The following is a 15,701-nucleotide window of genomic DNA, read 5'->3' as shown; positions in this document are numbered from 1 at the left end:
AGCCGGGAGGTCGTTCCGTGAGGTGGTCGACACCGACGGCGACGTCCTGGACGTCCTCGTGCGGAACCGGCGGGACGAGGCCGCCGCCCGGCGTTCCTTCCACCGTCCGCTGACGAAGACGCGTGCGTCGCCGCGGGTGGTCGTCACCGACAAGCCGCGTTCCCACGGCGCCGCCCACCGCGAGGCGACCGTTCGGAAACCCCCGGAGGAGCCGGCTCCTCCGGGGGTTCCTCGTCCGTCAGGAAGCGGCCGTCACTCCCACGCCGCCACGAGATCCGCGGCGACGACGAAGATCGAGCCGGACGTGAACGCGATCTCATGGGTCATGCCCGACGGGTGCGGAAGCACTTCGTCCAGCTGCAGGTCACCCAGTCTCGGCAGGGTGCCGTCCGATTCCGCCGCGTCCACGCGGAAGGACTGGACCTGCGCATACCGGATGCGCAGACCGCTCTCGTGCTTCCACTCGTTCGGAGTCAGCAGCAGTTCGAGGGAGATCTCCCCCTGGTCGTCGGCGAGGGTCGCCCTGCCCAGTTCCAGATCCTTGACGCACCGGGAGTCCCGGAAGTCGTAATGACCGGAGTCCGTGGCGAACGCGGGCCGCCCCGGCGGGAAGCTCCCCGGCGAGCCGCGGCAGGACCTCGAGGTACGCCTGCGGATCCAGGTGGTACCCGTACCGGTCCGCGAGCGGCTCCACCCGAACGTACTGCATCAGCAACCCCCGGTGATGCGCGGACGCTTCCAGTTGTCGCCCTTGATGTTCTCCGTGCCCTTGGGACCGATGCGGCCGTCCCTTCGCAGTTCGCCCACGGCCAGACCCTTCAGGTTGTTGTAGACATCGTTCGGGACGACGACGTCGGCGCTCTTTCCGTGCTTCGAGAACCATCCGTCACTGCCGAAGATTCCGATTTCCTTTCCGCGGTGGTACACGTGGATCTCGAAGTCCGACGTACCGCCGATGTCGAACCGGTCGACCCGCCCGGTGTAGTTGCTTCCGAAGCTCAGCGGATCCTTCGACCCACGCGCGAGGAATCCACCCGCGTTGTGCACCAGAACCGGGGTCTCGCCCGCCATCACATAGTAGGTGTGGATGCCGTCGACGGTGAGGTCGTGCGTGCGCTGGAGCCTGCGGTACTCGTGGGTCTTCGTCACCTCGGCCGTGCCGCCGTCGGCCGTGCGCAGCGTCATGCCCGGCTCGAGTTCACCGGCGTACAGCCAGGCGCCCTCGGAAGGGGACCAGAACGGGTGCGTCGTCGTGGAGGTCAGCGGCTCCGCGGCGGGGGCGCCCTTGCGGGAGACCGTGAGGTCGACGAAGTGCTTGTCGTCCTCGGTCACGATGGTGGCGACGACCTTCCGGATGGTCGTGCGGCCGGTCTCCGGGTCGGTGACCACGATCTCGTCACCGATCCGGACGTCCTCGATCGGCTTGGTGGAGCCGTCGGCCATGAGGACGAGCGTGCCGGGGGTGAAGCTGTGCCGGCCGCCTCCCACCAGACACTCGATGGGAACGGAGTCGCCCTTCTTGAAGGCCGCCTTGAAGCCCTTGAAGACGATCTTGGCACCCTTGCCGAGCAGACCGGTGCCGAGCGCCACCGCCGCGTCGGCCGCCGCCGCCTTGCAGGCGCCGCCGGTGCCCTTGGCGCAGCCGACGTAGTCGTCGATGCCCAGGACCTCCAGGATGCCGGGGCCGTTCTGGTCACCGAACCAGCCGAGCTTGCCCACGGCGGTGCAGAACTCCGAGCCGGCGTTCTGGAAGCCGGTGCACCTCGCCCGCACCCAGTTGTTGAGGTTGTGCTGGTAGTCCAGGTTCTCGTGGTAGTACGGGAACTTCTCCGCCAGCTCGGCCTGGGTCGGGACGTAGACGCCCTGGATCGTGATCGAGTCGCCCTTGGGCTGGACCACGACCGGCTTCACGCCGTAGGTGCCGTTCTTCTTGGACTGCCGGATCATCCGGACGGCCGTGTCGTAACAGGCGTCCGTGCGCTGGCAGTTGTTGGACGTGCCGTTGATGACGCCGTCGGTGTCGCCGGGCACGCCCGCGCAGATGCCGTCCGCGCCGCCGCCGGGCGCGCCGTGGATGCAGCGCATTCCGTCGGGGTCGCTGAAGGTGACCGGGCTGTTGTTGCTGTAGGCGTAGCCGTTGAGCGCCTGCGGGTCCTCCGGGGCGAGCAGCGGGTCGACGGAGAGGAACCGGCCGGTCGCCGGGTCGTACTCGCGTGCGCCCAGGTGCTGCAGCCCGGTGGTGTCGCTGTCGTCCAGACCGCCGACGAAGCCCCGGACGCCGGGCCAGGTGCTCGGCTCGGTGCCGCGGACGCCGCCGAAGGGCAGCGTGCGGCGCTGGGTCAGCTGCTGGTCGGACGCCTTCACCGCCAGCTGGCCCGAGCCCTGGTGGTCGGCGAGGGTGAAGGAGACCGCACCGGTGTTGTCGATCACCGCCTGGTGCCCGCTCCCGAGGTCCAGGGTGCGGGTGGCCTTGGCGGTGGTGCCGCCCTTGGCCACGGTGACCTCGGTGGAGCCGAGGTAGAGGGTGGTCTCCTTGGACGTGCGGGCGATGAGCCGGTTGCCGGAGGCGTCGTAGACGTACTCGGTGACGTCGTCGGGCTTGCCCTCGACCGGCTTGGTCACCTTCACCAGACGGCCCTCGGCGTCCCAGTCGAGGTCCTGGGTGGTGCCGGCGAGCGTGCGTGTGTCGGTGTTGCCGACCGCGTCGTAGCCGTAGGAGTCGCGTGCGGTGCCGCCGGGCCCGGTCTGGGTCACGGAGGACAGGGCGTGCGGACGCGGCGCGCCCGGGTCGGGGTAGTCGTAGGTGCGGACGGTGTTCTTCGCCGGGTCGCCGGAGAGGTCGTGCAGGGTCTCCGTCTCCCGGTTGCCCACCTTGTCATAGGTGTAGGAGTGCCAGTACGGGGCGGGACCGCCGACCGTCTGGGCGCTCGGGGCCACGGCGCAGGTGGTCGTGGCCTGGGTCCAGGCCGTCTTCATGCGGCGCAGGTGGTCGTAGGCGAAGCACTGCGTGTCGGTGCCGGAACGGGAGACGTCCGACACGGACAGGACGTTGCCGGCCTGGTCGTAGCCGTAGGTGTTGTGCCGGTCGACGCCCGGCACGTCCTGCCGGTCCACCTTCGAGGTGGCCAGGCGCTGCGTGCCCCACTCGTAGGTGTTGGTCAGCCAGGTCTTCTTGCCGCCGTTGTGGGAGAACTCCTGCCGCAGCGGCTTGCCGGTGAGGCTGTAGCTGATGGTGGTGTCGATGCCCTGGCTGACGCCGAGGGCGGCCAGGCGCTGCGTGCCCTCCTCGTAGGTGTGCGTGACCGTGTGGGCGGGCAGGGCGCCGGCGGCGGGGAAGCCGGTCGTGCGCACGGAGCCGTCCACGTTGTACGCGGTGGAGGTGAGGTAGGTGCCGGCGAGCGCTCCCTCGCTCGTGGGGATCGTCACCGTCGAGCGCTGGATCCTGTAGAGCCGGTCGTAGGCGACGACCTTGCTGGTGTAAGCGTTGCCGCCGACGTATCGGGTGGACTCGGCCAGGTGGCCCTTGGCTCCGCTGACCGTGTCGTAGACCCACTTGGCGCGCAGTGGGCCGGTGGCGCTGTTCTCCCGCAGCTCGGTCCGGCGGCCGAGACCGTCGTAGAGGTGGTACAGGTCGGTGTCGGAGTCGTCGGAGACGGACACGACCTGGCCCCGGTCGTCGTAGGCGGTCGAGCTGTTGCCCTTGTCCGGGTCGACGGCCGACGTCACGTTGCCGAGCAGGTCGTAGGTGTAGCTCCAGACGTTGCCCGCCGGGTCGGTCAGCTTGTTCAGTTCACCGCGAGGCGTATAGCCGTAGCGGGTGGTGTCGTACGAGGCCTCGGCGGCCCGTGCGTGGTGCTGGCGCAGCTCCGTGGTCTGACCGCGGGCATCGGTGACCGTGGTGGTCGCGGTGCCGCCCACCGGGGGGATGACCGTGGTGCGGTCGCCGCCGTGGATCGTGCGGGTGGTGCTCACCACCGTGCCGCCGTCGCCGTTGCCGGCGATCGTCTCGGTGAGCGTGGGGCGGCCCAGGCCGTCGTGCGTGGTGCGGATCTGGGTCTCGACCGCCAGCGCGTTGTCGGGCTCGAACACCGTGCGGGAGGGCGCGCCGGTGGCGTAGTAGGTCTCGAACGTCTTCGCCGGAAGACCGCGTTCGTCGTAGAAGACGTCGGACAGCAGGCGTCCGCCGTCCGGTCCCGGCTTCTGTGTCTGCCGCTGGCGCAGGAACCCGTCGTAGATGCTGTACGCCGTGACCTGGCTGCCGTTGGTGCCGAGCGCCGTGGTGGCCACGGCCACCGGCCGGCCCTCGTCGACCAGGTAGTCGAAGGCGTAGGTGGGGGTCAGGGTGGTCGGCCGGTCGGCGAGCCACACCTTGGAGGAACGGCCGAGGGCGTCGTAGGCGAAGGTGGTGACCTTGCCGTTGGCGTCCGTCTGGGTCAACGGCAGGTCGCGCGCGCCGTGGGTGGTGGTGTTCACCAGGGACGTGGTGGCGTCACCGGGCTTGGCCGGCGGGCCGGTCACGACAGTCCTGGTGACGAACCCGGTGGCCGGGGTGCGGACCGTGGTGGTGGTGCGGCCGTCCGTCCGAGCGGTGCGCACCGGGGCGGCCGAGCCCGTCACGGTGACGGTGGCCGTCAGGTCGGTGCTGGTGAGCACGCGCCCGTAGGGGTCGAAGGTGGCGCCGGACTCCAGGTAGGTGGCCGTGGTGCCGTCGTGCTTCTTCAGCAGCGCCGTGGCCGTGACGTCGCCCTTCGTGGGGGCCGCGCCGTAGGCCCCGCCGTCGTAGGCGTTGCGGACGTCGGAGATGACGTCCTTGGAGCGGTCCACGGTGGCGTCGCAGGCCTTGGCGACCGTCTCGACGCGCGCGGGCAGAGTGAGGATGTTGGCGGTGGTGTTGGTGGCGTAGACCGTGCGGGTACAGCGGTCGTCCGCCGCGGTGGAGGTGTCGCCGAGGTCCTCCAGCGTGGTGACGCGTCCGGCCACGGTGTCGTACGACGACGAGCCGGCCGTGGTGCGCCAGGACGCACCCTCGCCGTCGTCCAGGGACGTCCACGACTTGGTGTGCCCGATGCCGGTGAAGTTGGCGGTGACGGTTCCCCAGTCGCGGGCCTTGCGGGCGGTCTCGTGGCGCCAGGGCCGGTTGACCGTCTTGGACAGGACCTTGCCGCCGTTGCCGGAGAAGGTGACCGTCTTGTAGGCGGTGCCGGCGAATGCCTCATGGTCGGTGATCGGGTCGCCCTCGCCCGCGCCGAGGGTGACGCTGACGTCCTTCGTGCCGCCGCTGGGCGCCAGCCGGTCGCCGTCCATGCCGCGCAGGAAGTAGGTGTCGGCCTGCGTCTTCATGGCCGTGTCGCCGCCCTGGCCGCCGGTCCTGACGCGGACGTGCCCGTAGCCGCGCCACTGGGACCAGGTCTTGGACTTCTCCTTGGTCAGGCCGTCGTCATCGTCGTAGTGCCAGGCGGCCGGGCCGAGGTACTCGTACCGGGTGACCTGGTCGGGGGCGCCGCCGGTGCGGTCGGTGGCGGTGACGGACTCGACGACGTACTTGTTGAACCAGTGCCGTTCGGGGTCGTCCGTGGAGCTGCCGCCGATGTGCTGCGGGAAGCAGCGCGTGGTGTTCGTCTCCGGAGTGGGCAGCGCGGCCCAGTCGCAGGCGGGCGCCGAGTAGCCGACGTCGAGCTGGCCGCCGTACTCGTCGGCGATCGTGGACAGCCGGGACTTGATGAACGGGGCGAACCCGTCGCCCGTCTTGTCCAGGCGGTTCGCCAGCTGCGTGTAGCCGAAGGTGGTCTTCGGCAGGGTGATCGCGGGCGTGGCGGTGTGGCCGGTGTGCTGGACGGAGTCGAGCAGCAGCTGGTAGTCGATGTCCGCCGTGCCCCAGCGGTGGGTCAGCTTCCAGGAGTCGACCTCCTGGTAGGCACCGGCCGCGTCGAGGACCTGCGTGGTCACCTCGGTGAGGCGCTTGCGGGTCCAGAAGGACGGGGAGAGGCGGCCCTCGTCGCAGTCGGCGCCCTCGTCGCAGTTGAGGTCCCAGGGCGTGTCGTACCAGTACGCGGAGTCCGTGCCGATGGACGAGCAGGTGGTCTGCGCGTCGGGCAGGCAGCGCTCGGCGTTGGCGAAGGTCACCTTCGCGAGTGCCGCGGTGCTGTACATCGCCGACGACTTCAGTCCGTACTGGATTTCGCTCAGGTAGCCGCCGCGGGTGTAGCGGGTGTCGTCGGCCGCCTTGAGGTTGCGTCCGTAGGAGTTCTTCTCCTGCGTGTAGTAGTACGCGATCGCGTTGTCCCGCGGGTCGACGACGTAGTCGAGGTTCCAGCGCCAGGCCTGCTGGCACCAGGAGTCGGCGAAGGCGCTCGCGTGACACGGCTCGCCCGAGTCGTCGCCGAACACGGGGGCGGTCCAGGTCGACCCGGTGGTCCTCTTGCCGTCGGCCCAGCCGGGGAGCCGGTGGTAGCCGAAGTAGTAGCGGACGCCGTCGGGGTCGGTCAGCCGCCAGTACTCGCCGTTGTCGTCGCCGTTGCCCCGGTCGGTGGAGGTGAGCCGGGTGACGCGGGTGCCGTCGTCCTGGCGGAGCTTGAACTCGCCGTTGCCGACGGGGACGAGTTCGCCGCCCTTGCCGTTGAAGCTGAGGAAGGCGTTGTCGTAGCCCCAGCACAGGTCGCCGGGCTTGAAGCCGTCGCTGTTCTCGACCCCGTCGTCGGCGCACGGCTTGTAGCGGCGCTCGATGTAGCCCGGCCACAGGTCGAAGCCGCTGCCGACCCAGGAGGACTGGTTGTTGGTCTCGCCGGTGCGACCGTCGACCGAGCCGGAGGAGTAGCCGATGCCGACGCTCGGCTTCAGCCCGCCGGGCACCTCGGGGACGCCCATGCCGTAGGACCAGGTGAAGTCACCGGTGTTGAGGTTGGTCTGCCAGGTCGCGGAGGGGCTGAGCGAGGTCGCCTTGTAGTCGCCGGTGGCGGCCGTGTCGTCGGCCACTGCGGCGAGCACGGTCCGCTGTCCGGCGGCGAGGCTCAGGGACGGTGCGGTGAGCGTGCCCGTCTCCGTGTCGTTCACGGTCTCGACCGGTGTCCGGGTGCGGCACTTGTCCCGCTCCGGCGTCTTCAGGACGCAGGCGGGCAGCTGCGTCAGGGTGAGCCGGGCGCCGTAGCCGCCGCCGTACGCCTGGGCGATGTCGCGGTAGTCGACGCGCACCTGGGCTGCGCCGCCGGTGAAGTTTCCGCCCCGTGGGGAGAGGGTGACGAGCAGTCCGTCGACGCCGGCCCGCCGGGCCTCGCGCCGGCCGGCCAGCTCCACGCCCACGGAGCCCGTCGCGGCCCGGTCCTTCGCGGACGTCCGGGCGGCGGAGCCGGCGGGCCGGCCCAGCGAGACGGGCAGGCTGCCGGCCCGGACCGGTGCCGCCGCCTTCCGGCCGGCCGGTGCGGCGGCGAGCGTCACCTTGCCCGAACCGGTTTCGGGCCAGCGGTTCTTCGGTACGGAGCGCGGGGTGCGCGGACCCTTGTCCACCGTGCGGGCCTTGGCCTTGGCGGCGTCGGAGCCGGCCACGGGCCGCTCCGCCCTGGGCAGCGCCGGCCTGCCCCGGCCGTCGTCCGGCGCGGCCACCGAACTGCCGGGGGCGACGGTCCCCTGGATCAGTGTGGCGATCATGACGACGCCGGTGGCCTGTGCCGTCCGGCGTCTCCACCGGGCGGCTCGGCCCCCGGCTGGCGTGAATCTCATCGTGTTCCGTTCCCCTTGGTTTCCTGATCGCGGTGGCCGCGCGGAATCGACCGCGCGACCGCGACGAGTGACGTGCACGGGCGGGACGGGCGCACGGCCCGTCCCGCACCGCCGCACCGGGCGCCCTCGCTGAGCGGCGGTCCGGTGCCTGTTCGGTCAGTCCGAGCCCGGGACCTCGGTGGCGAACCCCGGCATGCCCAGCGACAGGTGGCCGATCTGCGCCTCGCTCAGCGCGCCCTGGAAGGTCCACACGTCGTCGATCGCGCCCGCCCAGTGGTCACCGGCGGTGGTGCCGACCTTGCTGCGGCCCAGCTGCAGGGACTTGGTCGCGGTGTACGTGGCGACGTTGGCGGACCAGGAGACCCGTTCGGCGCAGCCGGTGTCGTCCGGGGTGCCGTCCGAGTCGGTGTCCAGGCAGGCGACCTGCTCCAGCTGTCCGTTGACGTAGAGCCGCGCCTGGTCGGCGAAACCGTCGTAGACGAGCGCCAGGTGGTTCCAGTCGGTGGCGCTGTAGAACTGGTGGTTGTCCACCGTCACGGTGCTCGCCGTCGCGGAGTCGGAGCCGGGCAGCACGATCCGCCAGCGGCCGGAGTCCGTCGCCGGATCGGCGCCCGGCACGAACCGGACGTCGAAGGCGCTCTTCGCGGCGCCCTCTGCGCTGATCACCGTCGCCTGCCGGTCGGGCACGGCCGCGGCCTGGGCCCAGGCGGTGACGGTGTAGCTGGCGCCGGTGTCCACCGGGACTCCGGTGGTGGCCGCGTAGTCGTCGACGCCGTCCAGGACGAGCGCGTTGTCGTCCACCCAGCCGGGGGTGAAGGACGCCTGGCCGCCCAGGGTGAGGGCGGGGCCGCCGGCGACCGCGTTCGGCGACGCGGCCGGCGCGCCCGTGGCCGACTCCAGCAGCCAGCGGGACTTCACCAGCGGCCTCTGCTTGACGAGCTGGCGCACCTCGTCGTCGGAGACCGCCCGGTCGTAGAGCCGTACGTCGTCGATGTCGCCCTTGACCGGCATGGTCATCGTGCCGTCCGGGTTGAGCCCGGCGCCGATGCTGAGCGGCCCCTCGGACGACCAGCGGTGCGTGTAGGCGGTCTCGGCCCGCAGCACGCCGTTGACGTAGAGCAGCAGCTTGGCCGCGTCGGCGTCGTACACGCCCACCACGTGGTTCCACTCGCCGAACCGCCCCGCCGCGCAGTTGGTGTCCGCGGGGCAGGCTGCGTGGGTGGCGCGGACCAGGGGCGCTCCCGCGGTGTCGCTCTCGGGCCGGACGAAGACCCAGCCGCCCAGCGCCGAGGAGTGGTACAGCTCGAAGCTGCGCCGGGTGGTGCCGAGCTGGGAGAGGGCGATGGTCGCCCTGGCCTCCTTGTCGCGGGGCAGGCGCACCCAGGCCGCGACCGCGAAGCTCTGGTACGTGTCCAGCACCGGCCGGCCCGTGCTGGCATGGTCGTCGACGCCGTCGAGCGCCACCGCGCGGCCGTCGACCCCCGCGACGCCGGTCGTGGGCCCGCCCTTGTACGTGGCGTCGGTGCGCTGGCCGCGGCCGACCACGGCGGTGGCCGTGGCGTCCTCGTCCAGCGGCCACACCAGCTTGGCGGGGCGGCCGGTGCCGACCGGCTGCCGGCCCGCCAGTTCGCCCACCTGGGCGGTCGTCAGCTGGTAGTCGAACAGCTGCACCTCGTCCAGGTCGCCGGAGAAGAAGTTGCCCACCGTGCCGTAGTGGGAAGCCGCGCCCAGAATCGTTTTTCCGCGGGCGTCCCACGGGCCGCTGAAGGCCGCCGAGCCGACCTGCCTGCCGTCGACGTAGAGCCGCATCTGCTGGTTGGGGTTGTCGAACACGCCGACCAGGTGCGTCCAGACACCGAGCCGGCCGCTCGCGCACGTCGTGTCCCCGCTCGGGCAGGCGGGCTGCACCGCGCGCACGGTCGTGGTGCCCGCCGCGTCGGCGGTGTGCCGCAGGAACACCCAGCCGCCCAGCGCGGAGGAGTGGTAGATCTCGAACCCGCTGGTGTTGTGACCGGCCTGCGATACGGCCACGGCCGCCGTGTCGGGCTTGTCGACGGGCAGTCTCGCCCACAGCGACACCGAGAAGCTTTTGCCGGTGTTCAGCACCGGGGACGTGGTGGCCGCGTGGTCATCCACGCCGTCCAGGTGCAGGCCGGCGCCGGAGACGCCGTCCGCTCCGGGCCGGGCGCCGCCGTTGAGCTCGGCGGGCCATTCGCCGCCCTGCCCCATGGCGCCGGCCGCGCCCGCGCCCTCGTCGAAGTCCCAGGTCAGCCGGTCGGGCTGCCCGGCGCGCACGCGGAACTGGTAGGTGCGGATCTCACTGGCGTTGCCGGCCGTGTCGAAGGCCTGGGCGGTGATGAAGTTGACGCCGGGCTTGGTCGGCATGAACTTCATCGTCTTCGCGCCGCCGCCGGAGGTGGTCAGCGTGTGCCGGCTGGTCGGGTCGCCGTTGACGCCGAACCAGTACTTGGACACGTCCGTGGAGGTCGAGTCGATGGTGAAGGAGCCGTAGCGGCCCACGCCGTCCAGCCAGGGGTCCTGCGGATCCTCCGGGTCGGAGGCCGGGTACTGGGCCGAGGTGATGGACGGGCCCGCCGGCACGGAGGTGTCGTAGACCGTGTTGCAAGCGGTGGCGTCGCCGACCCAGGACCAGGGCGACCACTGGGCGCCGTCGTTCGAGCGGGCGGACCAGCCGATGGTCTTGTTCTTCGGGATGGTGCTGGGCAGCGAGAGGGAGAAGTCCGATCCCGAGGCCTTGTAGGTGGAGGCGGCGGAGGTCCAGCGGGTCGTGAAGCCCTTGCCGTCCCCGGTGTCCCACGACGCCTCGAACTGCACCCGCACGCGGTCGCCGTCCGGGTCCGTCACGTCGTTGGCCCGCATCTTCGGCAGGCTGCGCACCCGCTTGGCCGACCCCGGCCGGGCACAGGCGCCGCCCGGGTCCTGGGTGAGCTGTGACATCCTGATCTGGGCGGGCGGACGGTTGTACTGCACCCGCAGATACGCGTCGTCCGAGAACCGCTTCCAGGTGTACGGATCGCTCTCGCTGGTGGCCTGCATGCCGAAGGTGACCGACGGCCACTTCCCGGCGGCGGCCTGGGCGACTACGCCCTTGACGTTGAACTCCGCGTCCGCCGCCGCACAGCCGTCGTAGCCGTGGGCGAAGCTGCGGTTCTCGATGTGGTCGATCCAGAAGCCGGACGCGTTCTGGGAATTCCAGGTCGTCGAGGAGCTGATCCCCTTCGTCCGCCACAGCTGCACCTCGCGCGCCTGGCAGGACGCCGCGTGCGTCTCGCGCACCACGAACTCCGCCGACAGCACCGACTTGCCGGCGAACCGGGAGGTGGGGATCTGGTAGAAGAGCCGCTTGGTGTCGTACGGCTTGCAGTACGCCCAGCCGCAGTAGCCGAGGCCCGCGTCGGACTCGCCGTTGAACTTCCACTGCGGCGAGGACGCCCAGTACTTGGAGGCCATCGTCCACGCGGAGGCCCTCGGCGAGTACCACTGCGGGTCGATGAACACCGGGTAGACCGTGTCCGGCCCCGTCAGCACGTCCTGGTCGGGGGTCAGGACCAGTTCCCGGCCACCGGTGGTCACCTCGACGCCCACGTGGGCCAGGCGGCCCGACTCGGCGGCGCCCGGTTCGCCGGGCTCGCCTGCGGCGGGCCGGTCGCCGGCCGTGGGCCGGTCCGTGGCTGCGGGCTGTTCCCCGGCGGCGGCGCTCAGCTGCCCGGACCGGGCCGCCGTGCCCGCGCCCGTGCCGCTGTCGGCGCCCTTGCTGGAGTCCCACATCATCGGCGTCCCGGCCTCGAACACCGGGTTCCCGGCGCCCTTGTCGACCGCGGCCAGGCCGCCCCCGGCGGTCTCCCGCACGGTCACGCCGTCACCGGCCAGCCGCATCCGCAGCTCGGTCAGCTCCCTGCTCTTCGCGGCCTCGGCCGACTTGACGACCAGCAGCTGCGTGAAGCCGTCCTCCTGGGCGCCGAGCCGCAGGTCCACGCCCGGCAGGATGTCGGGGTACGTCGCCGTGTCCCCGTCCAGTGTCGGCTTCGGCACGTCACCGGGCCAGCCGAACTCCAGACTGCGCCCGGTGCGTTCGAGCCGGACCAGCGGGCCGTCCCCGCCGCCGGAGAAGACGAGACCCGTGGAGACCGCCTTCGGTACGACCGAACCATCGCCGGTCGTGGCGAGAGTGGTGTCGATGTCCACCCACTTGCCGTCGATCCGGGTCCGGACCGGACGCAGGTACTCGCGCGCTTCCAGCTTTCCGTCGGGCGTGGCGAACAGATCGCTGCTCTCACCGCGCGCCGGGACGACTTCGACCTTCTTGCCGGTGCGCGCGGCCTGCGTGAGCGCCCTGTCCTCGGCGGACGCCTCCCCCGAACCGTCACCGACGGCCTCGCCGGTCGCCTCGCCGGACCCGGCGGTGGCCGGCGCGGCCACGGCGGGCGCGACTCCGGCGACCGACACCGTCCCGGCCACGAGTGCGATCGCCACCGTCAGCGCCGCCCGTCTACCGGGTCCTCTGCATGCGCGGGCATGCCAAAACATCCCCCAGCCTCCCCTGCTCCCCTGAAAACGCGTCAACTGATCGTGTGGGAACCGTAAGAACGGCGTGTGATCGCGTCCACAGGAATAACTGGGGGCATTCGCGCGTTACCGCCGCGCATACCGCAAACCGTGGAGCGACCTTGATCACAAGGGAGTACACACAGGAATTCCTCAGCGAATTCGCTTTAAACCAAAGGTGACTCGGGGGTGAACACCCCTGTAAACCGAATTCACCGGCAAGCGTTTGCGGGAATGCTGTTAATGTCCGGCGTCGTGAACAACTTGCTGACACCGCAGCCTCGGAGGCAACCGCCGGACGGACGGCGAGCGCGCGTGACGCGTCTGGCCGCCGGGCTCGCGGTGGGGGCGCTGCTGGTCCACTCCGTGGCGACGGCCCGGCTGCACGGGGACATCCGGTACGTGCTGGCGTGCCTGCGGAGCGGCGAGGCGGTCGGCATCTCACCGTCGGAGACCTTCACCCACCGGCCCTACTTCTACCGGTGGTTCATCCACGGCCTCGACCAGCTGACCGCCGGGCCGACCGCGGTCCGCGAGGCGGCCCTGCGGGCCGCGGGCGTGCTGCTGTGTCTCGCCGCCGGACTCGCCCTGCGCGCGGCGCTGCGCCGGCGGCTGCCGCACCGGGAGGCGGACCTGGCCGGCGCCGCGGTGGCCCTGGCCCTCGCGCTGGCGCCGCGCACCGACTTCCTGCAGCCGGAGTGGACGGCCGCGCTGCTGTCGGTGCTCGCGGTGGCCGCCGTGCTCGCCGTCGCACGGCCCCTGCCCGCCGCGGCGCTCGCGGCCGTGCCGCTGGGACTCGCGGTGATGATGAAGTACTCCACCGCCGCCACCGCGCTCATCGCGCTGCTGGTCGTCCTCGCCGCCGACCGGGTGCGCGCGCTGCTCCTCGCCGCCGCGACGGCCGTGTCCGGCGCGCTGCTGCTCGGCTTCAGCCTCTGGTCGGGCTCGCGGGAGTGGCAGTGGATCCGGGACATGCCGCGGATCAACCAGGGCTCGCTGTCCCGTCGGGGCCTGCGGCCGGGCGAGCTCTTCTCCCGGTCGGCCGACTTCCTCGCGGACCGGGCCGTCCTCAGTCCCGTGCTGCTCCTGCTGCCCGCCGCGCTGCTCCTGCTGCTCGCCTGCCAGGACGACCGGCGGCGGCGTGCGCGGTGGGCGCTGCTCGCCGCGGCGACGGCCGCCGTGGGCCTGGGCGCGGTGGTGGTGCAGGGCAACTGGTTCGCGTACCACGCCGCCGCGCTGCCGGTGGGCGCCGCCGCGGTGTGGGGGCTGGCGGTGGCCCGGTGGTACGGGGTGCGGGGGCGGGCGCCGGTGTGGTTCCTGGTGGCGAGCACGACCGCCGCCGTCCTTGCGCCGCTCTATTCCAGCGCCCCCGGGTCGCTGCAACGCCCAGCGGTCGTGTGGTCGGCGGGACTCGTGGCGCTGGGCGCCGCGCTGGCCGACCTGCGCACGACCCGCGACGCCGCCTCCGCTCTCCGGCTGCCTCCCGCCGCGGCGGGGCTGGCCGGCATCGCCCTCGCCGCCGTCACGGTCTGGCCGGCCTCCCCGCACCTCATGGACCACGGCAAGGTGGGCGACACCAACGCCGCGTACCTGCGGGCCTCGCAGGCGAAGGCCGACGCGGCGGCGGACCTGCGGCGGCGGCTGCCGGACGGGGCGCTCGTGCAGTACCTGGCCTTCGGTGACGAGGCGTACTTCATCGGGCACGCCTCGCCCTGCCCCTACCCGGTCCCGACGTTCCTGCAGCGCACCCGCTACCTGCCGGACGTCGCCGCCCTCGACTCGTACGCCGAGAACGCCCGCTGCCTGGAGGAGGACCCGCCGCGGTACGCGGTGCTGAACCGCGGCTGGTTCCCGCCGACGAAGATCGACCGGGCGCTGGCGCGGCGGATCGAGGCGCGCTACGACTGCCCACCGGCGCCCGTGACGCGGCTCGTGGTGTGCCGGCTGCGGTGACCGCGGACCGGTGGGCCGGCAGGACGACGGCCACCGCCCGGGACGGGACGGTGGCCGTCGTCGCGCCGGGACTCATCGCGCGCCGATCAGCTCCGTGACCCGGTGCGCCATCGCCACCGCGTAGTTCTGCCCCCGGTCCTGCGGGTAGACCTGCGCCATGGTGGCCGGCGTGACCCGGCTGCACTCCCGGTAGCGCCGCAGCTCGTCGGTGACCCGCAGGTCCAGGGGGAGGTCGACCTCCGTGCACGCCCGGAGCACGCGGCCTCGTCCCGGCCGGACCTCCCGGGCCCCGCCGGCGACCGGTTCACAGGTGGCGTACAACCGTTCGGGGTGTTGATCGGTCTCTTCAGCGACCGTCCTGGTCGTATGTCACGAGGAGACCGTCATTTCCGCCATGCGCAAGACCCTGACCGCCACCGCCGTCGCCACCGCCGTCCTGGCCGGCTCCGCCGCCTGCGGCACGGTGGAGAACCTGTCGGCCGGCCAGAAGCTCGACCGGGCCTTCGAGGAGCTCGGGAAGGAGCACTCGCTCTCCTTCGAGCTGGACCTGGACACCGACGCGGCGACGCTGAAGGCGATGGACGCCGAGGCGGCGCCCGACGAGAAGATGTCCGACGAGATCGCCGAAATGCTCAGCGACGCGCGGATATCCGTCTCCGTGCAGTCCAGGAAGCCGCTCGAGAAGTCCGGTGAGAAGGACTTCAGCGCCATGGCGCTGAAGTTCAGCGGCCCGGACGGCGACCTGTTCGAGTACCGGCTGGTCGGCGACTACACCTACGTCCGCGTCGACGCGGAGGCGTTCGCGCGGATGACGGGCGCCCCCCTGCCTCCCGCCGACGAACTGCCGGACAGCGCGGGGGCGTTCAAGAAGCTCCTCGACGGCGAGTGGATCAAGGTCGCGACCGAGGACCTGGAGGAGGCCGGAGGGGGAATGGCGGGTGGCCCGGCCCCCGGCGGCGAGGAGCCGTCGGCGGAGCCCACGCTCGACGCCAGGACGCAGAAGAAGCTCACGAAGGCGCTGCGGCAGGTCATCGCCCAGGAGGTCGACTTCAAGACCTCCGGCGGGTCGGACGGCACCGAGCACATCAAGGCCACGGCCCCCTTCCGCACGCTGATGACCGAGCTGTTCGACGAGCTGCGCCCGCTGGCGCAGGAGCTGCCGACGGGGGCCGAGCTGCCGACGGCCAAGGACTTCAAGGACGCGCCGGACGAGAAGGTCACGGCCGACTTCACGCTGAAGAACGGCGAGCTGACCGAAGTGTCGGTGGACCTGGCCAAGCTGGCGGAGAACGCGAAGGTCAAGAAGTTCGCGCTGGTGCTGCGCGTGCGCGGCGGTGAGAAGACCGCGGCTCCCTCGGGGGCCACCGAGGTGCGGATGGACGAGCTCATGGAGGGCTTCCTCGGCGGCGCTCCGGAAGAGGCGTTCGGGGACGAGGAGTTCCTGGAGGAGCCGCAGGCGTGACACCCGG

General features: G+C 71.7%; 6 protein-coding genes and 1 pseudogene. 3 read left to right on the top strand and 4 right to left on the bottom strand.

The genetic code is table 11. The annotated features are described in order from the left end of the window. Nucleotides 1–25: 25 nt before the first annotated feature. A pseudogene (locus tag GL259_RS29185) lies at nt 26–184 on the top strand (DDE-type integrase/transposase/recombinase); the annotation flags it as partial. Nucleotides 185–252: 68 nt separating this feature from the next. Here the strand turns inward: GL259_RS29185 and GL259_RS37780 are convergent. The 3 genes from GL259_RS37780 to GL259_RS29175 all read right to left on the bottom strand — a co-directional run bounded on the left by GL259_RS37780 (nt 253) and on the right by GL259_RS29175 (nt 12,207). Continuing rightward, nucleotides 253–408, bottom strand: coding sequence for a hypothetical protein (locus GL259_RS37780; RefSeq protein ID WP_166461412.1), 156 nt, complete (start codon nt 406–408; stop codon nt 253–255). 300 nt (nt 409–708) lie between these two features. Next, the gene (locus tag GL259_RS29180; RefSeq protein WP_159536272.1) at nt 709–7,641 is read right to left on the bottom strand and encodes a polymorphic toxin-type HINT domain-containing protein; all 6,933 of its coding nucleotides are present in this window, start codon (nt 7,639–7,641) and stop codon (nt 709–711) included. Between the two features lie 228 nt (nt 7,642–7,869). Beyond that, the gene (locus GL259_RS29175) at nt 7,870–12,207 is read right to left on the bottom strand and encodes a LamG-like jellyroll fold domain-containing protein (protein WP_243762404.1); all 4,338 of its coding nucleotides are present in this window, start codon (nt 12,205–12,207) and stop codon (nt 7,870–7,872) included. A gap of 387 nt (nt 12,208–12,594) precedes the next feature. On the opposite strand from GL259_RS29175, the gene GL259_RS29170 reads away from it, so the two are divergent. After that, a complete protein-coding gene (locus tag GL259_RS29170; protein WP_159536270.1) occupies nt 12,595–14,232 on the top strand; it encodes a hypothetical protein in 1,638 nt (545 codons plus the stop codon). A 72-nt stretch (nt 14,233–14,304) separates the two neighbouring features. On the opposite strand, the gene GL259_RS29165 is transcribed toward GL259_RS29170, so the two are convergent. Next, nucleotides 14,305–14,490, bottom strand: coding sequence for a hypothetical protein (locus GL259_RS29165; protein ID WP_159536269.1), 186 nt, complete (start codon nt 14,488–14,490; stop codon nt 14,305–14,307). A 136-nt stretch (nt 14,491–14,626) separates the two neighbouring features. Between GL259_RS29165 and GL259_RS29160 the strand changes: the two genes are divergently transcribed. Beyond that, nucleotides 14,627–15,694 (top strand): hypothetical protein, encoded by a 1,068-nt coding sequence (locus GL259_RS29160; protein WP_159536268.1) that lies wholly within the window; start codon nt 14,627–14,629, stop codon nt 15,692–15,694. Nucleotides 15,695–15,701: the final 7 nt, after the last annotated feature.

The sequence above is a fragment of the Streptomyces sp. Tu 3180 genome (assembly GCF_009852415.1).
Classification (GTDB): Bacteria; Actinomycetota; Actinomycetes; order Streptomycetales; family Streptomycetaceae; genus Streptomyces.
This window is presented reverse-complemented; position numbering and strand designations above follow the sequence as displayed.

What these genes read in the sequence shown, in the direction of transcription:
- GL259_RS29160 (WP_159536268.1), top strand. Translation starts at nt 14,627, where the DNA reads ATGCGCAAGACCCTGACCGCCACCGCCGTCGCCACCGCCGTCCTGGCC.
- GL259_RS29180 (WP_159536272.1), bottom strand. Translation starts at nt 7,641, where the DNA reads ATGATCGCCACACTGATCCAGGGGACCGTCGCCCCCGGCAGTTCGGTG.